The sequence below is a fragment of the Microbacterium meiriae genome (assembly GCF_040702565.1).
Taxonomy (GTDB): Bacteria; Actinomycetota; Actinomycetes; order Actinomycetales; family Microbacteriaceae; genus Microbacterium; species Microbacterium meiriae.
In genome coordinates, this window is sequence record NZ_JBFBLJ010000002.1 from 608,233 (window position 1) to 630,803 (window position 22,571).

Annotated in this window: 19 protein-coding genes; 3 read left to right on the forward strand and 16 right to left on the reverse strand. The window is 70.6% G+C overall.

Features of this window, described 5'->3' with window-relative positions; translation table 11 throughout:
- The first annotated feature begins 257 nt into the window (after window positions 1-257).
- A complete protein-coding gene (locus AB0310_RS10375) occupies window positions 258-779 on the forward strand; it encodes an endonuclease domain-containing protein (protein ID WP_259954132.1) in 522 nt (173 codons plus the stop codon).
- A 42-nt stretch (window positions 780-821) separates the two neighbouring features.
- Here the strand turns inward: AB0310_RS10375 and AB0310_RS10380 are convergent, their stop codons facing one another.
- The 5 genes from AB0310_RS10380 to AB0310_RS10400 form a co-directional block, all read right to left on the reverse strand.
- Window positions 822-1,583, reverse strand: coding sequence for an alpha/beta fold hydrolase (locus AB0310_RS10380; protein WP_268777578.1), 762 nt, complete (start codon window positions 1,581-1,583; stop codon window positions 822-824).
- Window positions 1,584-1,618: 35 nt separating this feature from the next.
- Window positions 1,619-4,258, reverse strand: coding sequence for a penicillin acylase family protein (locus tag AB0310_RS10385; RefSeq protein WP_522727340.1), 2,640 nt, complete (start codon window positions 4,256-4,258; stop codon window positions 1,619-1,621).
- Between the two features lie 135 nt (window positions 4,259-4,393).
- Entirely contained in the window at window positions 4,394-6,229 is a 1,836-nt protein-coding gene (locus AB0310_RS10390; protein WP_187662843.1) for a YhgE/Pip family protein, read from the reverse strand.
- Entirely contained in the window at window positions 6,226-7,005 is a 780-nt protein-coding gene (locus AB0310_RS10395) for a hypothetical protein (protein WP_187662844.1), read from the reverse strand. Before AB0310_RS10395 ends, AB0310_RS10390 begins: the two co-directional genes overlap by 4 nt.
- A complete protein-coding gene (locus AB0310_RS10400) occupies window positions 7,002-7,628 on the reverse strand; it encodes a TetR/AcrR family transcriptional regulator (RefSeq protein WP_187662845.1) in 627 nt (208 codons plus the stop codon). Before AB0310_RS10400 ends, AB0310_RS10395 begins: the two co-directional genes overlap by 4 nt.
- A gap of 202 nt (window positions 7,629-7,830) precedes the next feature.
- On the opposite strand from AB0310_RS10400, the gene AB0310_RS10405 reads away from it, so the two are divergent.
- On the forward strand, window positions 7,831-8,538 hold the full coding sequence (locus tag AB0310_RS10405; protein ID WP_280565857.1) for a GntR family transcriptional regulator: 708 nt from the start codon (window positions 7,831-7,833) through the stop codon (window positions 8,536-8,538).
- A gap of 42 nt (window positions 8,539-8,580) precedes the next feature.
- Here the strand turns inward: AB0310_RS10405 and argG are convergent, their stop codons facing one another.
- Window positions 8,581-10,026, reverse strand: coding sequence for an argininosuccinate synthase (argG, locus tag AB0310_RS10410; RefSeq protein ID WP_366237179.1), 1,446 nt, complete (start codon window positions 10,024-10,026; stop codon window positions 8,581-8,583).
- A 115-nt stretch (window positions 10,027-10,141) separates the two neighbouring features.
- Between argG and AB0310_RS10415 the strand changes: the two genes are divergently transcribed.
- Window positions 10,142-10,849 carry a ZIP family metal transporter gene (locus tag AB0310_RS10415; RefSeq protein ID WP_259954122.1) on the forward strand — a complete coding sequence of 236 codons (708 nt, stop codon included), beginning with the start codon at window positions 10,142-10,144 and terminating at the stop codon, window positions 10,847-10,849.
- Between the two features lie 18 nt (window positions 10,850-10,867).
- Here the strand turns inward: AB0310_RS10415 and AB0310_RS10420 are convergent, their stop codons facing one another.
- From AB0310_RS10420 to AB0310_RS10465, 10 genes are all read right to left on the reverse strand, one after another.
- Complete coding sequence (locus AB0310_RS10420) at window positions 10,868-11,275, reverse strand: pyridoxamine 5'-phosphate oxidase family protein (protein WP_187662849.1); 408 nt, start codon at window positions 11,273-11,275, stop codon at window positions 10,868-10,870.
- A gap of 87 nt (window positions 11,276-11,362) precedes the next feature.
- A complete protein-coding gene (locus AB0310_RS10425) occupies window positions 11,363-12,061 on the reverse strand; it encodes a phosphotransferase family protein (RefSeq protein WP_366237180.1) in 699 nt (232 codons plus the stop codon).
- Window positions 12,062-12,085: 24 nt separating this feature from the next.
- Window positions 12,086-13,189, reverse strand: a complete 1,104-nt coding sequence (locus AB0310_RS10430; protein ID WP_366237181.1) for a DUF4064 domain-containing protein — start codon at window positions 13,187-13,189, stop codon at window positions 12,086-12,088.
- Complete coding sequence (locus AB0310_RS10435) at window positions 13,183-13,932, reverse strand: hypothetical protein (protein ID WP_366237446.1); 750 nt, start codon at window positions 13,930-13,932, stop codon at window positions 13,183-13,185. The genes AB0310_RS10430 and AB0310_RS10435 overlap by 7 nt, the downstream gene beginning before the upstream one ends.
- Window positions 13,933-14,063: 131 nt before the next feature.
- Window positions 14,064-17,603, reverse strand: coding sequence for a PKD domain-containing protein (locus tag AB0310_RS10440; RefSeq protein WP_366237182.1), 3,540 nt, complete (start codon window positions 17,601-17,603; stop codon window positions 14,064-14,066).
- 216 nt (window positions 17,604-17,819) lie between these two features.
- Window positions 17,820-18,872 (reverse strand): vWA domain-containing protein, encoded by a 1,053-nt coding sequence (locus tag AB0310_RS10445; RefSeq protein ID WP_366237183.1) that lies wholly within the window; start codon window positions 18,870-18,872, stop codon window positions 17,820-17,822.
- Window positions 18,869-19,855 (reverse strand): VWA domain-containing protein, encoded by a 987-nt coding sequence (locus tag AB0310_RS10450; protein ID WP_366237184.1) that lies wholly within the window; start codon window positions 19,853-19,855, stop codon window positions 18,869-18,871. Before AB0310_RS10450 ends, AB0310_RS10445 begins: the two co-directional genes overlap by 4 nt.
- Window positions 19,846-20,334 carry a hypothetical protein gene (locus AB0310_RS10455; RefSeq protein ID WP_366237185.1) on the reverse strand — a complete coding sequence of 163 codons (489 nt, stop codon included), beginning with the start codon at window positions 20,332-20,334 and terminating at the stop codon, window positions 19,846-19,848. Before AB0310_RS10455 ends, AB0310_RS10450 begins: the two co-directional genes overlap by 10 nt.
- Entirely contained in the window at window positions 20,321-21,208 is an 888-nt protein-coding gene (locus tag AB0310_RS10460; protein ID WP_366237186.1) for a DUF58 domain-containing protein, read from the reverse strand. Before AB0310_RS10460 ends, AB0310_RS10455 begins: the two co-directional genes overlap by 14 nt.
- Window positions 21,209-21,239: 31 nt before the next feature.
- A complete protein-coding gene (locus AB0310_RS10465) occupies window positions 21,240-22,328 on the reverse strand; it encodes an AAA family ATPase (RefSeq protein ID WP_366237187.1) in 1,089 nt (362 codons plus the stop codon).
- Window positions 22,329-22,571: the final 243 nt, after the last annotated feature.

Here is a 22,571-nt window from a genome sequence, read left to right on the forward strand (position 1 = left end):
ATCCTGTCGTCGCGGAGGCCGTGCGGATCGGAGGTCGCGTCACCTGCGTCTCCCTTCTCCAGATGCTCGGGGTGTTCGTGCTCGCGGCCCACGGTGTGCACGTGCAGGTCGAGCCCCATCGCTCGCGGTTGGGGCGTCGAGACGCGGAGGCTCACAGGGTGCACTGGGCAGAGGACGGTGCAGCGAGTACGCTGCACGTCACGTCCCTGGATGCGGCCGTACGGCATGCCGTCCGATGCCAGTCGCCTCGGGCGTCGGTGGCCACCCTGGACAGCCTCCTTCATCAGCGCCTCATCACGATGGACGAACTGCGCGCGATCTTCGCTCGGCTGCCGCCGCGGTTCGGCGCGGTGCTCGCCCTGGCCGACGCGTCATCCGAGTCGGGGCCGGAGACCTTCGTGCGGCTCCTCCTCCGGTCGCTCGGTGCCTCATTCGAGACACAGGTCCACATCCCCGGCGTGGGTCGAGTCGACTTCGTCGTCGATGGATGGCTGATCGTCGAGTGCGACAGCCGCGCTTTTCACGAGGGTTGGGCGAAGCAGCAACGGGATCGTGCGCGGGACATGGCGGCCGCTCGTCTCGGCTATGTCACGATCCGGCCGCTCGCCGCTGACATCTTCTCCGACCCCGCAGGCACGCGAGAGGCGCTGCGGGAGGTTATCGAGGCGCTCGGGCCCCGGCTCGTCGGCGCGCGCCGTTCACAACTCAGGAGAAAGGGCAGCCGCAGCCTGCCTCGGCCGCCGAACCGCCCCAACGCGCCGCGATCTCCTGAGTTATGAACGGTCGACGGACCCGAGGGGCGCGGGCAGCGATTCGAAGGGTCAGGTGCGGGCGGCGAAGGCCTCGATCAGGCGGGCGGCGGGCTCCGAGTCGCTGATGAGGGTGCCGTGGCCGTGGTCGGGGATGACGGCGAGCTCCGCGCCGGGGATCGCGTCGAGGATGACCTGGCACCAACTCATCGGCGCCAGCGGGTCGTCCTCCCCGCGCAGCACCAGCACCGGGCACTGGATGCGCACGAAGGCCTTCTCGGGCTTGTGCACGATGGTCGCGCGCATCTTGCGGATCAGATGCGGGCCGCCGCGAAGGTACTCCCGGGCACCGCGCCAGATGACGAGCGGTCGTTCGCCCACGAGGTCCTGCAGCAGGTATCGCGCCTGGGCGCCCACGTTCCGGGCGGCCTTGTCGACGGTCGGACCCGCCAGCACGACTCCGGCGACGAGGGTGGGATGCCGGGCGGCGAGCTCCGCGGCGATCTGACTCCCCATCGAGTGCCCGATCACCACCACCGGGTCCGCGTCGACGTGCCGGAGGTAGGCGGCCACCAGGTCGGCGTGCCGCTGCATGGTCAGCGTGCGGGTGGGCTCGGGCGCCTCACCGAAGCCGGGGAGGTCGAGCGCGATCACCCGCCCCTGCAGCCGCTGGGTGAGGTCGAGGTAGACGCTGCGCCCCATGCCGATGCCGTGCAGCAGGAGGTAGGTGGGCGGTCCGTCGCCGAAGGTCTCGGCGATCAGGGTCGCGCCTCCGTGCTCGAACTCCAGGAGGGTGGCCGGCGTCCCCTTCGGGGCGAGGTAGCTGGTGGGCACCTGTCCACGCTAGCCGAGCACCCTCCACGCTCCTCTCAGCCGGCGGGCGTGAGCGTCAGGGTGTCGACCGCTGCCGCCTTGACGGCCTTCGGTGTGAACGCCCACGACCGCTGCACCCCCGTCGACCAGTCCGTGGTCTGATCGACGTAGTGCTCGTGGAAGGCGTGCCCTGAGGCTCCGGTGAGGTGGATCCACGTCGAGTCGTCGAAGTCGGCGAGATCGACGACCATCCGCATGGAGGGCACGGTGGTTGTGGCGTACGAGACGCCGAGCTGCCACCCGGTCGCATCGACCACGGAGGTGCCGCCGCCGACCGGATACGGACCACGGTTGAAGAGGGCCTCGATCGGGGCGATGCCTGACGAGCCGAACGTGTCGCTCGTGAGGGTGAGGGCATGCAGATCGCCCCAGTTCCACCGCGCGACGTCCGTGCCCTGAAGCGCGGACAGCTCGTCGTACGCCTCCTCGGCCGACAGTGCGAGCATCTCGTCCCGGCCCTCGACATCGAGCTGGGGGTTGCTCCACAGCGGGTCCGCCGGCTTCTCCAGCATCGCTCCGACGACGGTGAACAGCCGGCCCTGACCGTCGATCGGCAGCGGCTGCTCGCGCTCGGCGAAGATGTTCTGCACGAGGTTCGACCAGAGCACGTTCGCGTACGCGGCGCCCGCCGACGAGGCGCTGTTCTGCGCGTCCCAGCCGCGGAGCAGCTCGACGGCCTGCTGCGGACCGGCTCCCTCGACCTCGATGTCCTTCATCGCGGCGACGAGCTGCGTGCCGATCCACATCTCGCCGTCCATCTGGATGTCCCGCATGTCGTCGGCCGTCAGGGGCCCGGCCGCGGCCCGGCGCTCGATGAGGTGGGCGATGCGGGCGGCGCGGTATCCCTGGTCCCAGTCTCGGGAGAGGAAGTGCTCGTAGTCGTCGGTCACGATGGCGTTGTTGGCCGTGACGATGTATCCGGAGCTGGGGTTGTACGACACCGGCAGCTCCTCGAACGGGATGTACCCGGTCCAGTCGTAGCTGCTGTCCCACCCGGGCTGCGGCATCCAGCCGTCGCCGGCACCGCGGATCGGGAGCCGGCCGGGGGTCTGGTAGCCGATGTTGCCGTCGACGTCGGCGTAGATGAGGTTCTGCGCCGGGACGTCGAACAGGGAGGCCGCGCGGCGGAAGTCCTCGAAGTCCTGGGCGGTCGACAGCGCGAAGATCGCCGTCGCGGTGGTGCCGGGGTCGAGCGCCGTCCACCGCAGGCTCACCGCGTACTCGGCGGCATCCGAGCCGGGAGCGGCCGGAACGGCGCCCTCCGCGGTGAGCCCTGGCGTCGGGTCGTCCGCGATGCCGGTGAAGTCATCCGTGAGGCCGGAGATGATCGGTCCGTGCACGGTGGAGCGGATGGTGAGCTCGATGTCGTCCCCGCCGGCGACCTCGATGGTCTCCGTGCTCTCCTCCAGCGGCACGAGCTCGCCGTCGCGCCAGTAGGAGTCGCCCTCGATGCGCTCGACGTACAGGTCGGTGACGTCGGTGGTGAGGTTCGTGAAGCCCCACGCCACGCGCTGGTTGTGTCCGATGACGATGCCCGGAAGCCCCGAGAAGGAGAACCCGCCGACGTCGAACGGGCAGTCCTCGTCCACCGTCGAGCACTTCAGCTGCACCTGGTACCAGACCGACGGGAGCGAGGCGCCGAGGTGCGGGTCGTTGGCCAGCAGCGGCATCCCGGATGCGGTGAGGTCGCCGGAGACGACCCAGGAGTTGGAGCCGATCCCCTCGCCGACGTCGCCGACGAGCACGCTCGCCGCCTCGATGACGGACGAGGTCTCCTCCCACTCCACGGTCGTGAGCGCCTGCTGTGCCTCGCCGTCGCCCTCGGGCACGGTGAAGGCGGCGGGCTCGGCGCCGGTCTCCAGCGGCGGGACCGTGGAGATGGTGGGCACGATCACGGGGTTCCGGTCGAACGGGTAGTCCGGATAGAGCGTGCCGAGCAGAGCCTCCACATCGACCTCCGGGTCCTCGGCGAGCTGCCCCGCGAGGAGTGCCCGCTCGGTCTCGTCCTCGACGTTGGTGCGGAGATCCCAGGCCATCGCCTTCAGCCACGCCACCGAGTCCGCGGGTTGCCACGGCTCCGGCTCGTAGTCGGGGTTCTGCAGTCCGAGGACCGCGTACTCGAGGGAGAGCTCCGCACCCGAGCGGGAAGACAGGTAGGCGTTGACGCCGTCCGCGTAGGCCTCGTAGTAGCCGCGGGTGACGTCGTCCATCGCCTCGACCTCGGCCTCGGCGGTCGTGCGCCAGCCCAGCGTGCGCAGGAACGCGTCGGTGCCGGCCTGGGAGGCGCCGAACAGCTCGGCGACTCGGCCGGAGGTGACGTGCCGGCGGAAGTCCATCTCGAAGAACCGGTCCTGCGCGTGCACGAAGCCTTCGGCGAAGAAGAGGTCGTCCGAGGAGTCGGCGGTGATCGTGGGCACCCCGCTGGCGTCGCGCTGCACGGTGACCTCCGCTTTCAGCCCCTCGAGCGTCGTCGAGCCGGAGGTCTGCGGGAAGGAGCGCTGGATCGTCCAGGTCACGAAGAACGCGCCCGCGACGGCCACCACCACGAGGGCGGCGACCACGAGGAACGCGATGCGTCCGATGCGAGCGCCGAGAGAGGGGCGCGGGGAAACGGCGGACGCCGTCGAATCGGTCATCATCGTCGAGAACTCTTTCGGGTAGCCAGGTGAGACTCAGTCCCACCGAGCCCCAGTGCGCGTTTCACGGGTACGCGCTCTCGCATCATAGCCGCCCCGCGCTCGCCGCGGGATGGTCCGCGGCGAGCGGGAGGGTCAGCCGATGAGGCTGGGCTGCAGATCGCGCAGCGTGCGGCGGTGCGTCATGCGGGTGACACCGATCATCGCCAGCAGCAGGGCCCCGACGAGCCAGGCGCCCAGCACAGCCAGGTCCCAGCCGGCTCTCGCGTAGTCCCCGCCGTACATGAGCTGGCGCATGGCATCGACGACGTAGCCGAGGGGCAGCACGTGGTGCAGCGCGGCGAGGGGAGCGGGCAGTGTCTGCCAGGGGAACGTCCCGCCCGCTGTGACGAGCTGGAGCACCATGAGCACGAGGCCGAGGAACTGCCCCACGGACCCGAGCCAGACGTTGAGGGCGAGGATGATCGCGGCGAACGTGGCCGAGGCGAACATCATCACCCCGAGCGTGCCGAGCGGATGATCGAACGTGAAGCCGAGCGTGAGTGCCAGGATCCCCATCAGGCCGAGCATCTGCACCGCACCGAGCATCGCCGGCGTCAGCCAGCCCGCGAGCGTGATCCGGATCGGGGAGTGCAGCGCCGTGACGGCCCGGCGGGAGATCGGCTTCACGATGAGGAACAGCGCGTAGATGCCGATCCACGCGGAGAGGGCGGCGAAGAACGGGGCGAGGCCGGCGCCGTAGTCCTCCGCGGAGGCGACCTTGTCGCTGGAGACCTTCACCGGGTCCGCGATCGTGTCGGCCTGCAGGGAGCGCAGGTCGGGGGTGGAGGCGGGGATCGCCTGCACACCGTCGGCGAGCCCGTCCCGCAGCTCCGCGGTCCCGGAGGACAGTGTCTTCAGGCCATCGCGGAGCTGGGCCGCGCCCGAGTTCGCCGCGGCCGCGCCCGTCGCGAGGGTGCCGGCGCCGCCGGCGAGCTCGCTCGCCCCCGATGCCAGCGAGGCGGAACCGGCGGCGAGCTGGTCGACCTTGCCGACGGCGTCCTGCACCTGCGCGTTGCCCTCCTCGATCCGGGTTCCGAGCGGATCCAGGCGGGCGAGCACCTCGTCGATCTCCTCGGGCGCGAGTCCCTGCTCCGTCAGGAGGTCGGCGATGTCCGAGCGCACCTGCGGCAGCGCGTCCGTCGCCTCCTGCACCGCGGCTCCGGCCCGGTCGGCGACGTCGGCGAGCTGGCGGTTGCCCGCGCTCACCTGCTGCGCGCCGTCGGCGAGCGTCCGGGCCCCGGAGGCGAGCTGCGCGGAGCCGTCGGCGAGCTTCGCCGTCCCGTCGGCGAGCGTCGTACTCCCGGAGGCGGCGCTGCGCGCGCCGTCGACGAGCTGCGTGGCGCCGTCGGTCGCGGAGACCAGGTTGTCGCGCACGTCGCTGAGGCCGGTCAGCAGTCGCTCCGCGGCCTCGCTGCCGACCATCTCGGCGACGGAGCTGCGGATCTTCTCGACGGCCTGCGATCCCATCGACGACGCGAGGTAGTTGTTCGCGTCGTTGGTCTCCAGCTCGATCCTGGCCTGGTGCGGGTCGTCGCCCGCCGCGGAGGTGAGGGCGGTGGAGAAGTCGGCCGGGATCGTCACGGTGAAGTCGACCGCGCCGTGGCGCAGGGCGTCGGCGGCTTCGTCCTCGGTCATGCGCTGCCAGTCGAACGCGTTCCCCTCGATCAGGTTCTCCGCCACGTCCTCCCCGTAGTTGACCGTCTCGTCGCTCGCCGGTTCGGTGCCGGTCGTGGGGGCGGGAGCGCCCTCGTCGTCGACCACCAGGGCCACGGGGACCTCGGAGAACTTCGCGTACGGATCCTGGTTCGCCCAGAGGTAGAGGCCGCCGTAGAGGATCGGCACGCAGATGAGGGCCACGAGGGCGAGGATGCCCATCCGGCTCGCGGTCAGGCGGCGGAGTTCGGCGGCGATCATGGCGGGGACCTTCATCGCGCTTCTCCTTCCTCGTCGGACGGGGCTTCGTCTTCGGACGGTACTTCGTCTTCGGCCAGCGGTTCGTCTTCGGCCAGCGGGTCGTCGTCGGTCACGGCCTCGTCGTCGGTCACGGCCCCGTCGTCGGGACGCTCGAGGACCAGCGGCTCGACGGGACCGGACGCGTTGATCGCGTCGAACTCGTGCATGCGCTCGAGGGCGACGGCGGCGGAACCGCCGACGATCACGAGCATCGCGTACCCGCGGTCCGCGAACTCGGCCGCGATGCGCCACCATCCGTCCGGGCTGCCGCCGTGGCGATCCGGGGCGACGAGGACGATGCCCTCGACGCCCTCGCGGAGCACGGCGAGCTCGCACAGGATGCGCACGCGGGCGGCCGGGTCGACCGAGCCGATGGGGACGGAGGCGAGCTCCTGGTATCCCACCCGGCCGAGCCAGCGTCGGGCGTGGAGCGGGGTCGCACCGCGCCCGGCGAACATCAACTCCTCACCGACCACCCCGGCGAGGGTGATGTCCGGATGCGGGTCGCTGACGTCCGGGGCGTCGACGAGGGCGACCCGGCGACGCAGTTCCTTCGGGCTCGCCGCCGCATCGATGGTGACGCGGCCCGTGTCCGGGCGCATCCGCCCGCTCGCGATGAGGCCGAGCACGGTCGGCCGCTGCTCGGTCTCCGCGAGCGCGTAGCGGACCGCGCCCGAGTGGAACTCGAGGCTCATGGAGGGAAGGGCCTGTCCGGCGCGACCCTTGCTGACATCGTGCAGTGTGATCCTCATGCGCGGACCTCCTGGTCGTCGGCGGTGATGTCCGGGTGAGAGGAGAGCAGCTCGTCCGCCTCGCGCCAGGAGAGTCCCGCGATGCTGAGCACGGCCCGGACGGCGACGTCTCCGGCGCCACTGCTCTGCGCGTCGGTGCGGGAGACGACCGTGCGCGCCATCTCCTCGATCAGTCGGGCGAGCGTGGGGGCGGCGAGATCCGTGCGGAAGCTGCCGTCCTCCTGTCCCCTCCGCACGAGGGCGGCGACGCTCCGGCGCAACGGCGCGAGGGCAGCGGCGGTGTGCTCGACGTGCGCCTCGTCGAGGGCGAGCGCGGCGGCGACCTGGATGTGCGCCGCCTCCTCCCAGAGCCGGGCGGCCAGTCGGGCGAGGGCGAGGCGGGCGTCGGGGTCGTCGATGGAGGCGGCGATGGCATTGAAGCGCTGGGCGCCGGTGGAGACGAGTTCGCGGATCAGGGTGTCCCGGTCCTCGAAGTGTCCGTAGAGGGTGCGGCGCGACAGGCCGGCGGTCCGGGCGATCGCGTCGAGGGAGGCGTGCGGGTCGGAGGCAAGGGCGCTGCGAGCCGCGGACAGGATGCCAGCGCGGTTCTCTGCAGCGTCGCGACGGAGGGCGCGAGTGGTCATCCCTCCATGGTAATAACATGCACAGCACTGTGCAAGATAACTCAGCAACCTCGCAGCGTACCGACCGCGAGGCAGGGCGCCGAGGCTCCTCCGGGGAAGGTCGTGTTATGTTACGCGTCGCGCTTCGGCGCATTCTCAGTGGAGAGACCGGTCCGGACCGGGGCTCCGGCGGGATCGGTCCATGCAACGGCGGGGGGACGCCATGATCGAGAAGAAGGATGATGCACGCGCGGTGAGCGGGACATCGGCGGGAGGGGATCGGCACGGCGGCCTGCAGGGCAGGCTGACGGATGCGATCGTCTCGGGGGCGCTCGCGCCGGGCACGCGGGTGGACGAGCGGGGGCTCGCAGCCGCCCTCGGTGCCGCGCCGGCGGATGTCCTCCGTGCCCTGGACGGCCTCGCCGCTGTCGGACTCATCGCGGTGCGCCGCGACGGCACCCGGTGGGTGACCGCCTTCGACGGCGACCGCGCGCGCGACGTGGTGGCCCTGTTCGGCGACGTCTGGATCGGCTCCGTCCGACGCACGATGGCAGTGCTCCACGCGGACGACCTCGACTACCTGGACGAGCTCGTCGAGGACGTGGCACTGGCGGTGCGGTGGCGGGACGGCTCCGCGTTCGGCGACGGCCTGCGCGCTCTCGCGGTCGCCTTCGCGTGGATCGAGGGCAACGCGGAGCGGGCCGAGCTCGTCGGGAGCCTGGGGACGCTTCTCGCGTGCGTCGCCCGTCGCGCGGGGAGTGTCTTCGACTGGTCGGACGTGCGCGCCGCGGTCGTACGGATCGCCGTCGTGCTGCCGGGACGCGACGCGGCGGCGATGCGCACCGCCCTCATCGCGCTGTTCGACGACGTGCTGCCGGGGATCGTCGACCGCGCCGTGGCGCCGGCGCATCCGCTCGCCGCGGCGTCCTGATCACGGGGGCGGGTGCACGGTCGCCCGCGGCGCCCCGTGCGCTCAGTCGGTGCCGGAGTCGAAGGCCGCGCGCTCGGAGGCCGTGTCGACCGCGTCGGCGAGGTTCTCGTCAGCCTCCGAGATCGAGCCGTGCACGGACTCGGTGATCTCGGCGGACTCGCCGGCGGTCACACGGCCGACGAGCTCGCCGGTCGCGCCGCCGACGAGGCCGAGACCCGCGTACTGCTCCAGGCGCGCGCGGGAGTCGGCGATGTCGAGGTTGCGCATCGTGAGCTGGCCGATCCGGTCCACCGGGCCGAACGCGGCGTCGCCGACGCGCTCCATCGACAGCTTCTCCGGCCCGTACGACAGGTTCGGGGAGACCGTGTCGAGGATCGTCCAGTCGTCGCCGCGGCGCAGGCGGATGGTCACGGTGCCCGAGATCGTCGAGCCGACCCAGCGCTGGATGGACTCGCGGAGCATGAGCGACTGCGGCTCGAGCCAGCGTCCCTCGTACATGAGGCGACCGAGGCGCCGGCCCTGCTCGTGGTAGGTCGCGAGGGTGTCCTCGTTGAGGATGCCGTTGACGAGGCGCTCGTACGCGATGAAGAGCAGCGCCATGGCCGGGGCCTCGTAGATGCCGCGGGACTTCGCCTCGATGATGCGGTTCTCGATCTGGTCGCTCATGCCGAGGCCGTGGCGACCGCCGATCGCGTTCGCCTCCTGCACCAGGGCCACCGGGTCGCTGAACTCGACGCCGTTGATCGCGACCGGACGGCCGCCCTCGAACGTCACCGAGACGTCCTCCGCCTCGATGGCGACGGACGGGTCCCAGAACTTCACGCCCATGATCGGGTCGACGGTCTCCAGCGAGACGTCGAGGTGCTCGAGCGTCTTCGCCTCGTGGGTCGCGCCCCAGATGTTGGCGTCCGTCGAGTACGCCTTCTCGGCCGAGTCGCGGTACGGGAAGCCGTGCGCGAGGAGCCACTCGCTCATCTCCTGGCGACCGCCGAGCTCGGTGACGAAGTCCGCGTCGAGCCAGGGCTTGTAGATGCGCAGGCGGGGGTTGGCGAGCAGGCCGTAGCGGTAGAAGCGCTCGATGTCGTTGCCCTTGTAGGTCGAGCCGTCGCCCCAGATGTCGACGCCGTCCTCGCGCATCGCACGCACGAGCAGCGTGCCGGTGACCGCGCGGCCGAGGGGAGTGGTGTTGAAGTAGGTCTTGCCGCCGGAGCGGATGTGGAAGGCGCCGCAGGAGAGCGCGACGAAGCCCTCTTCGACGAGCGCCGTCTTGCAGTCGATGAGACGAGAGGCCTCGGCGCCGTACTCCAGCGCGCGGCCGGGGATGGAGGCGATGTCGTCCTCGTCGTATTGGCCGAGGTCGCCCGTGTAGGTGAACGGCACGGCGCCCTTGTCGCGCATCCACGCGACGGCGACGGAGGTGTCGAGTCCTCCGGAGAAGGCGATGCCGACGCGCTCGCCGACGGGCAGGGACTGGAGGACCTTGGACATGGCTCCCAGTCTATCGGCGCGCGACCCACCCCCTTTCGTGTGTTCCGGCCCCTTTCGGACGCACGCAGAGGGGTGGCTCGCGCGAAAAGGGGTGGGTCGGCGGGAAGATGGGCGCATGGGTGGAGCGATTCTGTGGGGAGCCGTCGCGGCGGCTCCGCTGTTCGTCGGCGCGGTGCTCGCGATGCTGCGCACGTGGCCGCCGCGGTGGCTGGGCATCGTGCTGGGCTTCGGCGCCGGAGCCCTGATGGCCTCCATCGCCTTCGAGCTCTGGGAGGAGGGGCTCGACCGCGGTGGTCCGATCCCCCTCGTCACCGGCGTCGCGCTCGGAGCCCTCAGCTACTACATCGCCGCCCGCATCCTCGACGCCAGAGCCGCCAGGAAGAAGGGCGAGGCCGGGGGAGGCCAGCTCGCAGTGGGGGCGCTCCTCGACGGGATCCCGGAGCAGCTCGTGCTCGGCATCGGTCTCGCCTCAGGGGAGCCGGTGAGCATCGCGCTCGTCGTCGCCATCCTCGTCTCGAACCTCCCGGAGTCCATCGGCTCCGCCGCCGACCTGCTCGACGGCGGCATGCGACGGAGCAGGGTGCTGCTGCTGTGGGCCGGGGTCGCCGTGCTGTGCGCGGCGGCCACCGTCGCCGGATTCGCCCTGGCGAGCGTGACCGGCGAGGTCTTCCGCTCCGGGGCGAGCGGTTTCGCCGCGGGCGCCCTGCTCGTCATGCTGGTGGATTCGATGGTCCCGGAGGCGCAGTCGAAGGCGAAGGAGTCCACGGGGCTCGCGACCGTCCTCGGATTCGCGCTCGCCGCGGGTCTCGCCTTCGCCTCCTGAACGGGACGGCGGGCGCGTTCAGACCCCGCTGGTGCGGGGGTCGCGGCGGACGCTGCGTCCGGTGATGCGCTCGATGCGGAACGACAGCGGGAGATCACGGTCGTCTCCGGCCCACGGGTGCACCCGCGCCGCCGCCCCGGCCGCCTGATCCTCCGGAACCGGCGACAGGACCCCGTGCATCAGCACACTCCACCCCAGGCCGCCGATCGGATCGTGGTAGTCGACCTCGAAGGAGACCGTGGCCGCCTCGCGGGACAGCGCCGCCAGGTGGCCGTCCGGTGAGGTGCGCAGGAGCAGCTCGTGCCCCGAGACGACGAAGTTCACCGGATGGATCTGCACCAGGCCGTCGTCGACGAATCCGATCCGGCCCACCGTGGTGGTCGCCAGCAACTCGTAGGACTGCTGCTCATCGAGCTCGTTGATCATGCGGACACTCCCTCCCCCTGTGCGGCCAGTGTAGCCACGCCGCTGCCGATCATCGAGGGGATGGACCGGGAATCACCGGGTGAGGTGTCAGGCCGACCACCTCTCCAGGTCCGCGGTGAGCGCGGCGAGGTACTCCGGAGGGCCGGCTTCCGCGAACCACAGCCACAACTCGGCGGCGTGCACGGGGTACCACGCACGGACGCGGGCGGGATCCGCACCGTACCCGTCGATGAGCGCCCGCTCCGAGCGCGGATCCTTCCGTGCGGCTCCCCACGCGGCTCGCGCCAGCTCCCGCAGCGGATCGCCGCGGTGTGCGGCCTCCCAGTCCACGATCCCGGAGATGCGTCCGTGCTGCGCGAGCAGGTTGCCGTCCGTCCAGTCGCCGTGACAGAAGACGCTTTCGGACGAGGGTGGGATGAGCAGGGGGAGGCGTGGCGCCTCGGCGGCGCGATACCGCTCGATGATGGCCGCGTCGTCCGGCGCGGGAAGCAGGTCGTCCGGCGGTTCGAGCCGGTGCAGGGCGCGCAGCAGGGGTGCCGAGGCCCGGAGATCCGCGATCCGGACGTCGGCGTCGGTGTCGTCGAGACGGGCACCGGGGAGGGCGGTCATGAGGATCACGCCAGGCCGCTCCTCGACCACCTCGGGCACCGGGAGCCCGGAGCCGACGAGCCCGCGAAGGGCCCGCACTTCGTTGAGGTGCCGCGCCGGATCGGAGAGGCGCTTCTCGACCAGCCGCCGCCCGCCGTGCTCGACGAGCCGCACCGTGCCGACCGCTCCCTGCCTCATCCCGTCATCCTCGCACCGGGCCGGTCACTCGAAGCCGGGGTAGTCCTGCAGCCGCTCCTCGAACTCCGCGCGGTCGTCCTCGCTCAGCACCTTGCCGGCGATCACGACGAGCTGGAGCCCCTCGATCGGTTCGCCGGTGCGCGCGCTCTGCGCCTCCCGCGAGCTGCGGAAGCCGCCGTCGGCATCGTTCGACAGGTCGTAGATGTTCGCGTAGAAGCGCAGCGGGTCGGGGTAGTTCTCCGTGTAGTACTCCCACGTCGTCTGCGTGCGAGGGTCATCGCTGCCGTAGAGCTTGGCGATCATGGACGGGTCGATGCCGGAGTTCGTCGGATCGTTGAACGAGTACAGGTTCCACAGGCCGTGGGACGCCACGACCTCGTCGATCGCCGCCATCACGTCGAGCTTGCGCGCGTAGCCCTGCACGGGCTGCTCGGTCGCCCAGGCCGCCGACGTGTACTCCGACAGCATCGACTCGCCGCCGTAGCCGTTCCGCTCCGGCCGGATATCCTCGTCGCCGACCTGGACCCACGTGAACCCGAAGTCCGCGGTGAGCCGTTCACGGATGTCGGTGAAGAGGGAATCAGCCTCCGCGCGCACCTCCTCCATGGACTGCTGGGTGAGCGCCTCCTGCGGGGAGGTGCCCTTGATCCCGGGGTAGGCCTCCGCGTGCCGCTGTTCCGCGGTCTTCACGCCTTCGTAGTTCCCGGATGCCGAGGTGCGCAGAGCGCTGAGTGCCCCCACGGTCGCGACGTTGAACAGGACGGTGAGGACGAGCGCGATGACCCCGAGCCGTCGTCCGCCGGGGGTGAAGAGCGCGGCCACGATCACTCCGAGCACCACGAGCTGCAGCGTGATCATCGTCACTCCGTACAGCAGGTCGGTGCCGCCGACCACGAGCGTGCCGAACAGGATCAGCGTGAAGAGGATCGCGGCGACCAGAGCGATCCAGCCGAGCGCAGTCGTGGAGGTCTTCTTCTCCTCCGTGGGCAGCTGTGGATCGACCGGTGGCGTGAGGTCGATCGGCTGCTGCCGCCGGGCACCGCGGTAGCCCCCGGGCGGCGGGACGGGCGGGGCGCCCTCGGTACCGCCGACGTAGCGGGCGCGCTGCCGCTCGTGGTCACTCACCATGGCCTGTCCGTCCCGGTGCCGCCGGGGTCGTCACCCTGTTGCTGGTCGCGCTCCTGCGTCCCCTGCTCGAGCTTGTCCTGGAGGTCCTGCAGCTTGTCCTCGGACGGCTGCGGTTCCTCCTGATCCTCTTGCGGCTCCTGCGGCTGCTGTTCCTGCTCCTGCTCCTGTTGCTTCTGCTTGAGGCGGTCCTCGGTGTTGTCCAGGGTGTCCGACATGTCGCGCTCGGGGTCGGGGGACTGCTGCTGCGCCTCGTCGCTGCGGCACTCCTCCGGGGTCTCGACCGTGACGGTCAGCGCCTCGCCGTAGAGGGCGGTCGCCCCGGCGCCATCGCCATCGGCCCTGGCGGCGTCGCCCATCCGCTCGATGACGAGAGCGAGGTTGATCCGGACCGGGCAGACCTCCAGGCCGGTCGCGAGGTCGAGGGAGCGCTCCAGCTCCGCACGGGAGGCGGGGAGCTCGTCGGCACCGGCCAGTGCGGTGCCGGTGTTGTAGGGGGCTTTGTACGGCTCGAACCAGTTCAGGACGTCCTGTCCACGCGCCGAGGCTTCGGAACCCGCGAAGTCGTCGACGACGTAGGCGGTGATGGCCTGGTGGGCGAACGCGTACATGCTCAGCAGTTTGCCCACGAAGAGGAGGGCGGCGAGGGTGAGCGGGATCGTCCCGATCGCGACCCACCGGCGGATGAGCCGGCGACGGCGGTTCGAGCGGAGGAGGGCTGCGGCGGGGTCGTCCTGCGCAGGCATCACGACCCACCTCCTCCCCTGTCGTCGGCGTCTGAACATCCTATCCGCGACGATCAGGCGCGACGGATACGGCGATGCGACGGACGCCGACCCCGGCTGATCGAGGTCGGCGTCCGTCGCGTGCGGTCCGATTACTCCGCTGCCCTGACGCGGAACGTGTCGAAGAACACGCCGAGCGGCGCGGTCGCGCTCGCGGAGCGGCTGCCGCTCAGGCCCACACCACCCGCCGGCAGCGGGGTGGGGTCGCTCGCCCGCAGCTGCCAATCGGCGGGCTCCGCGGCGTCTGTGACCCAGAGCTTCGCGACGAGCGACGTCTTGTCCGTTCCGGTCACGGACGCCTTCAGCGTGTACGTGGTGCCAGGGGTGACCGTGACGCCGTTCAGTGCCCGGGTCGCGAGGACGGTGCCGTCGCGGTGCGCCACGAGCCAGACCGTGCCGTCAGGGCGAAGCCAGGCGCGGACGAGATACCGACCAGCGGACGAGTCGCGGGCGATGACCCCGATGTAGGAGCCTCCTGTGCTTGACGGCTGATCGATGCGGAAGGTCGCCTCCAGCGCCGGGTTCGGCACCGACGAAGCGTTCAGCGTCGCGTGGCGGGTGTCTCCCGCGGCCAGCTTCAGCTGCCCGGAGCCGTCGGCGACGCTGGCCGCGGCCGCGGACCCGCCGGCGATCTTCCAGGCGCCGCCGGCGAGGGCTTCGCCCCAGCCGGGGCCGGCGGTCCGGTCGAACTCGTCGCTCGCGAGCGGCGCGGGCTCCGCCACCACGGCCTCCCGGGTGGTGGTCGCCGCGCCCCCGACGTCGTCCGTCACCGTGAGGGTGACCGTCCGCGTCCCGGCCGTCGGGTACGTGTGCGTCGCCGTCGCGCCTTCACCCGTCGTGCCGTCACCCCAGTCCCAGCGGTAGCTGCGGATGCTGCCGTCGGCATCGGTCGATGCCGACGCGTCCGCCGACACCGTCAACCCCGAGGCGGAGAGGGTGAACGAGGCCGTGGGCGGCGTGTTGGCGCCCTGGACGACGACCGATTTCGTGACCGAGCCCACGAGATTCTGGCTGTCGGTGACCGTGAGCTTGACCGCGTACGTGCCGGGCTTCGCGTAGGCATGCGACGGCGTCTTGCCCGTACCGGTCGTACCGTCCCCGAAGTCCCAGCGATAGTCCGAGATCGTGGTCGTCCCCGGCGGCACGGAGGTGCTCGCGTCGAAGGCCGCGGTGAGGCCGCTTGCCGCGGCCGTATAAGCGGCGACGGGGGCTGTGGAGCCATTCCCCACGCTGTAGTGGGTCTTGATCTGTCCCGCGGTCAGGCCATACGGGTAGACCGCGAACTCATCGACAGTGCCGACGAGGTGGGCATCGCCGGCAAGGTTGGCAGGGGCGGCAAGAGTCTTGGTCGGCTCATTTGCCCAACCCTTCAGCCTGCCACCGCCAATCTTCCAGAACCCGTTGAAGTCCTGCGCTGTGGTGACGTTAGGGAGCTGGCCGTCGAGCTTTCCGTCGATGAAGAGCTTCATTCCCTCGGGGCTCACCGATGCGACGACATGATGCCAGCGGTTGTCGTTGTATGCCGTCGCGGTCGTGAGCACTTTGGTGCCGTCGTTGTATACCCCGAAGTTCAGGCGGCCGTTGTCTGACATGTAGACGGTTCGGTCGTAGTTCTTCGAGAAGAAGCCAGCGGCCGAACTCTCGAAGTCGAACAACACGCCGCCCGCGGTCGTCGAGGTCTGGAACCACATCTCGGCCGAGAACGATGACGGCGCCGCGGCCTTCGTGGTCGTGTCGACTCGTCCGGTCTCTGTCCCGTCGAGGGCTGTCGCCCCGGCCACGCCCTTCGGCACGCCTGATGACCGAGGCGTCGCTCCTGAGCGGATGAGTGGGCTGTTCGTACCTGCCACGTCCTGCGCGACGGTTCCCAACGGGTAGTACAACTGGGGGCCGTCAGCGAGCACGGCGTTGGAGTACGCAGGTGTGGACGCGGCCGCCGTGGCGGTCGTCGTCTTGCTCGAAACCGTGTGGCCGTCGCTGTCCGTGGCCGTGAAGGTGTACTGCTGCTGTGCGCCGACCGGAGCCGTCGTGTCCTCGAAGCTGACTGCGGGCAGGTTCCACCACGTGGAGTCCACCTTCGTGGTGAACAAAGGGGTGGTCGAGTCGGCGCGGCGCAACTCGTATGTGAGCGTGAGATCGTCACGGTCCCAGTTGGCGGGAATGGTGACCTTCACGCGCCCGGGGGTGAGCGAAGTCGCGGTCGGCACCCACTTGTCGCCGGAGAGGCGGGGGCCGTCCTTCGGGCCCTCTGGAGGGGTGGTCGAGAAGCGGACGAGTCCTTCGAACCGTCCGTTGTTGACGGAGCGGAACTCGCCGCCGATGGAGATCATGGTGCCGGTGCCGGTGATCGACAACCCGGCCTGACCGAGTCCTGTGGTGGTCCCGACCGCCCAATCGGGTGACCACGCGTACGGCGACGGGGCGGGCGTGCCGCCCCAGTCCTTGCGACCGGGCGCGGTCGGCGCGGGTGCCAGCGTTCCGCGAGCATCCGCCGTGTATGCCTCGGAATAGCGGTGTACGCGCGGAGCCTGCTCCGGGTGGAGTCCCAGAGTTTCGCATGAATGCGTGTGGCTGGTGGTGTAGACGACCTTGCCGGTCGAGTACACGCCGTAGTGGTCGCCGAGGCAATCCGCGATCCAGCGCACCTTGCCTGTGCCGGCCTCGGCGGCGAAGGTACCTTCGAGGCTGCCGGTCGCGGCGTCGGCGAAGCCCCAGCCGGTGCCGTAGACACCCGTCGCGTCGGTGGCGAGACCGAACGTCCCGGCCTTGCCGGCGTAGATCCCGGATCCGGCGCCGTTCTTGACGGTCCTGGCCAGCTCCCAGTCCGTGTTCAGCGCTCCGGTGGTCTTGTCCACGGAGGCGCTGCCGCGCATCTCGGTGTTGCCGTTGACCTGGGAGAAGCGTCCGCCGACGATCGTGTCCGCGCCGGCCGGGTCCATGACCATGGCATCGACCTGGAGGTCGGTCTGCGGAGCCCACGGTCGGAGGGCACCGTTGGTGGTGTCGAACGCGGCCAGGTTCTTCCGCGGCGTGCCGTTGGCCTGGGTGAAGAGGCCGCCGGCGTAGACGGTCGTCCCCGACGTCGCCAGCGCGTAGACGCCGGATCCGCCGATGGAAGGCACGAATCCGGGGACGAGCTCGCCGCTCTTGGCGTCGATCGCGGCGATGTTCCAGCGGTCCTTGCCGTTGACCTTGTTGAACGAGCCGCCGATGTAGATCCGGGTGCCGTCGGGCGAGGCGGCGACGGCCTTGATCACGCCGTTGACCTTCGGCGCGAACGGCAGGAGCGCGCCCGTGTCGATGTTGTAGGCGAGCACGTTGGAGCGCGCCGTCAGCGCCGTCCCCGGAGCGGCCTTCGGCTCGCGCGCGTTGTCGAACTTGCCGACCGCGTACACGATCGAGCCGATCGTCGTCTGCGCCCAGACATACCCGTCGTCGATCTGCACGGTCGGGATCGGATCGGACGTGACCACGTTCTGATCCCGCTGCAACAGCGGAGGCAGGCCGCCCGGGGCTTCGGCGGCCACGGCAGCACCCCCACCGAGGGCGACCAGCCCCGCGGCGACCATCACCCCCGCGATCGCTCCGGCCACGCCCGTGCGCGCGCGCTTCCAGACAGCACTGTTCCCCATGTGTGTTCCCCAGTCTTCTGATGGCCGACCCCACGTCGGCACGACATCGCCGGACGACCGGCCGCGAGAGCTTCCCCCAGAGATGCTCGTATCGCAGTCGTCCGCCTCGGCGAACCCCCGTGAAAGGCATAAGAGCCTGCGACGGGTAACACAATACCATCGAAAGGCGCGGCACACACGCCGTATCTGCAGGGAAGCCCGGGGCCTCGGGCGCCGTCAGGGGGTGTGGGGTGGAACCGACCGTCCGGCGCGAGGGACGCGGAGGCCGCGGAGCCGGGCGACCAGGATCGTCGCGCGGGTGAGCTCCACCGCGAGCGCGGCGAGGATGACCAGTGCGGCGACCCAGTACAGCTCGATCACGTTCCCCACCTCGCCGGCGTCGGAATAGGCGGTGGTACTCGACGGTGCGGCGGGGAGCGACGGGGCGACGCCCGCCTCCCGGTGCTCGTACTCGACGCCGAGCTGTCCGGCGATCGTCTCGAGGTTCCCCTCGTCGATGACGGAGAGTGCATCGGCACCCTGGTACTGGATGTACTCGGAACCGTTCTGATCGAGGCCGCCCGTCGTCACGCGCATCGGACCGCCCTCGGCCGTCCCGTACCCGAAGACGGCTCCGGCGTCGGTGTAGCGCGCGCTGTCGGCGAAGGACTCCGGCGCGGAACCCGTTGTCTGCTCGCCGTCGCCGAAGTAGAAGACCATGCGCGAACGGTCCGGCGACGACTCCGCCGCGGCGGCGAGGGTCTCGCTCAACAGCGGTGCGGCCACGCCGATCGAGCTGCCGCGCGACTGGCTCGTGACCTCGGGGCGCAGCACGTCCAGCGATCCGAGGAGGGCGGTGGTGTCGGTGGTCAGCGGAATCCGCAGCTCGGCCGCCGCATCCGAGGTGATCAGGGCGAAACGGGCTCCGGGGTACTCCTCCACGAGGGCCCGCACGTCCGCGCGGACGCCATCGAGTCGGGGAGAGCCGTCGTCCCAGTCCTCGGCGACGATGCTCGCGGTGGTGTCGACGACCAGCACGATGTCGGTGTCGGTCGCCAGCGTCTGCGTGGATCCTCCGGGGAGCCCCGGCCGCAGCAGCATCACGGCGCAGGCGAGGACCATCACGAGCCGCAGGGCCCACAGCGACCGGTGCACGGCGAGAGCGCGTCGATCGGTCACGACCTCGCCGCCGACCCGCGGGGCGCGGACGAGCATCCAGACGCCCACCGCGGCGACGCCGGCGCACAGCAGCAGGATGAGGAACACGGGGAGGACGGGCTGGAAGATCACAGGCGCACCCTCCACACCAGGACGACGAAGCCGAGCGCGAGGACCGAGAGAACGGCGATCCACAGGTTCGGGGTGTCCGTCCAGACCACCTGCGCCTCGCCGCGCAGCGCCGTGGCCTCCTGCTTCTGCACCTCGTCGATGATGTCGCCGACCGTGGTCGTGTCACGGAGTCCGTACGCGGCGCCTCCCGTGGCCTCGGCGGCGGCCGCGAGCTCGGCGCTGACGTCGGCGTCCTTGCCCTCGACCGGGTTGATCGCGAACACCCGCACGTCCTGGGAGGCCGCATACGCCGCGGCCTCGTCGAGCGCCACGATCGAGGCGCCGTTGATCTCGTTGTCCGTCGCGAAGATCACCGACCGCGACCGGTCGTCGTCCGGGTGGTCGAAGCCCATGGTGCACGCCGCGAGCCCGTCGCCGATGAGGGAGGCGCCGTCGCCGTTGAGGGTGCCGAGCCAGTGCTCCGGGATCTCGTCCACGTAGTCGAAGCTCGACATCATGCTCGCGAGGTGCTCGCGGATGAAGTCGTAGTCGTCGGTGAGGGGGAAGATCTGCACGGGCGAGCTGTTGAAGATCGTCAGGCCGATGCGCTCCCCCTCGAAGCCGTCGAGCAGCTCGTCGAACACGGAGAGCACCTCGACGTCGACCTCGGACATCGAGCCCGACACGTCCAGACACAGCATGATGTCTCGGCTGGTGTCGACGGGCTGCACCGTCTGGGCGGACATCGGCCGTGCGGCCACGACGCCGGCGACCAGCGCGGCCCCCGCACCGAGGGCGAGCAGACCCGTCAGGGCGACGGCGCGACGGGACAGCGCCTGGCGGAAGGACGGCAGCGCTCGCAGCCGCTCCGCCCTAGCCACGCGAGCGGTGTCCGCGGCGCGCCGGTCCCGGTGGCGGCGCAGGCCGACCGCGAGACCGATCGCCACCGCGGCGACGACGACCGCCGCGGCGAGGACCAGCATCCAGCCGTTCGCTAGTGCCATGCGCGCACCACCGTCCTGGCGGCTTCGGCTCCGGCGACCGGGTCGATCGCGGGCCCCTGCCGGAAGATGCTCGGATAGTAGTGACGACCCATCGCGTCGATGAGCGCCGGGTGGACGCCGCGGGACACGAGGTCGTCGAGGGCGAGCACCGGTGCCTCCAGACCGCTGTACTCGTTGACGAACGTCCGTACGACGCGGCTCAGCTCCAGGTTCGCCTGCCGTGCGGAGAGTCGGCGGTCCCGGTAGTCGTGCTCGACGCGGTCTATGCGGTCAAGGTACTCCGAGCGCAGAGCGGACAGCACATCGAGCGTGGACGGCTGCCCGGCATCCGCGGCCCCTCCGGAGGCGGCGGTGCGGGGGCGGGTGAGCCGGAACAGCAGCCAGGCGCCCACGATCAGCAGCGCCAGGACGCCGAGAGCGAGCAGCATCCATCCCCACCCATACTGCGCCGGGGGGTAGAACTCGTCAGAACCGGGCATCGGACCTCCGGTTCAACAGGTGCAGCAGCTGCGGAACGGCGTGGTCCTGACCGTCGAGCGCGGCCTGGCTGATCTCCATCCGTGTGAGCAGGTCGGCGAGCCGGGCGGCATCCGCCGCCCGCTGCGCGCTGAGCTCGTTCACGATCGTGCGGTCGCCCTGGATGAAATCGGGAACCTGCCAGAGGCTGTCGACGTCGGCGCGCAGCCGCGCGGACCGGTGATCGAGCACCGGTTCGGCGTCGCGCAGCGTGAGCCAGAGCACGTCGTGCTGCACGCGCAGTCGGCGCAGCAGCCGCTCGGTCTCCGTCGTCACCGGGGCCTCGTCGGTGACGACGACGACGATCATGCGCCGCGCGATCGTCCGCGTGACGAAGGAGAGCAGGGCGTCGCGATCGCTGGGGGCGGCCGCGTCGTCGACCGCGCGGTCGATCGTCCGCAACGCGTGTTCCAGGGCGCCTTCGCTGCGCCCCGGCGCCAGGCGACGGACGCGCGAGGAATCGCCGTAGACGACGGTGAAGTCGTCGCCGTGCCGGAGCGTCAGCACGCCGAGCGCTCCGGTCGCCAGGATCGCCAGGTCCTTCTTCGAGCGCTCGTCCGCGGCGAGAGCGGTCATGGAGCGCCCCGTGTCGACGACGAACATCACGGTGTGCATGCGCGTGGCCCGTGACCGCTTGACCAACGGCGTGCCGAGGCGGGCGGTCGCGCGCCAGTCGATGTCACGCACCTGGTCGCCGTACTCGTACTTGCGCAGGTCCTCGAAGTCGAGGCTCCGCCCGTGCAGCAGCGACGCATAGGCGCCGTCGAGCGCGTGCAGCGACTTGCGGTTCGAGTGGATGAAGAGCTTGCTCTTCACCTGCGTGATGAGGCTGGGCATCTGGCGCGGGGTCCCTGAACGTGTCGAGGGGTCAGGGCGTGGGCACGGCGGCGAAGATCTGGTCGATGATCTCCTCGCTGCGGATGCCCTCGGCGTCGGCCTCGAACGTCAGCAGTACGCGGTGGCGCAGCACGAGGTGGCGCAGGGCGCGGATGTCCTCGGGAAGGACGTGGGTCCGGCCGCTGAGGAGGGCGAGGGCGCGGGAGGCCTGGAGGAACGCGATGCTCGCCCGCGGGCTCGCGCCGTACTTGATGAAGCGCGCACGCTCCTCCCCGATGTACGGCGCGGGATTCCGGGTCACGTACGCGATCGACACGATGTAGTTGCGGATCGCGGGGTCGACGTAGATGCGGCTCGCGACGTCCTGCAGCAGGTGCACGTCGTCCAGCGTGACGGCGCTGTGCACGTGCCGGTCGGGGTCGAGCACGCCCGAGTCGATGCGGCTGAGGATCTCGAACTCCTCCGCCGGGCTCGGGTACTCCACGATCTCCTTGAGGAGGAACCGGTCCATCTGCGCCTCGGGCAGCTCGTACGTGCCCTCCTGCTCGATGGGGTTCTGCGTCGCGATCACGAGGAACGGCTTCGGCAGCGGGTGGATCTCGCCGCCGATGGTGGTCTGGTGCTCCTGCATCGCCTCGAGCATGGCGCTCTGGGTCTTGGCGCTGGAGCGGTTGATCTCGTCGAGCAGCACGAAGTTCGCGTGCACGGGGCCGAGCACCGTCCGGAAGCTGCCCGTCGCGGCGTCGTAGATCTGGTTGCCCGTGATGTCGCTCGGCAGGAGGTCGGGCGTGCACTGGATGCGCTTGAACTTCGCCTTCACGGTGTCGGCGAGCGTGCTGGCGGCAGTGGTCTTGGCGAGGCCGGGCACGCTCTCGAGGAGGATGTGACCGCCGGCGATGAGCGCCACGAGCAGGCTGGTGCGCAGGCGCTCCTGGCCCACCATCTTCGCGGAGTACGCGTCGGAGATCGTCTGCAGCACGGAACCGGCGCGCGCCATCTCGGCGTCGGTCGGAGCGGCGGAAGCAGCGGCGGGTGCCGGGGCGGCGGTTGGCGCGGCGGACGCGGGGGGCGGCGGGGATGCGGAGATCGTCGGCGGGGTCGGCGCGTCGGCGTCGGTCATCGGTCTTCGTCTCCCTCGGTCACACGCGGGCCCGCACGGCGCGCCCCTCCGCCGACCAGCGTAATCGCAACCTGCGCGGAGGTCGCCGCTAAGCGGCCGGATGAGTCTGCTCCAACGCCTCCATTGACATGCAACGTTTTACCCGCTGATACTTGGCTCGTTCGATACCGACCCGACTATGCGAGAGGAGGAGCTATGTCGTTCACAGTTCGGGCAACCAAGGAACGTGACATCAGCTGGGGT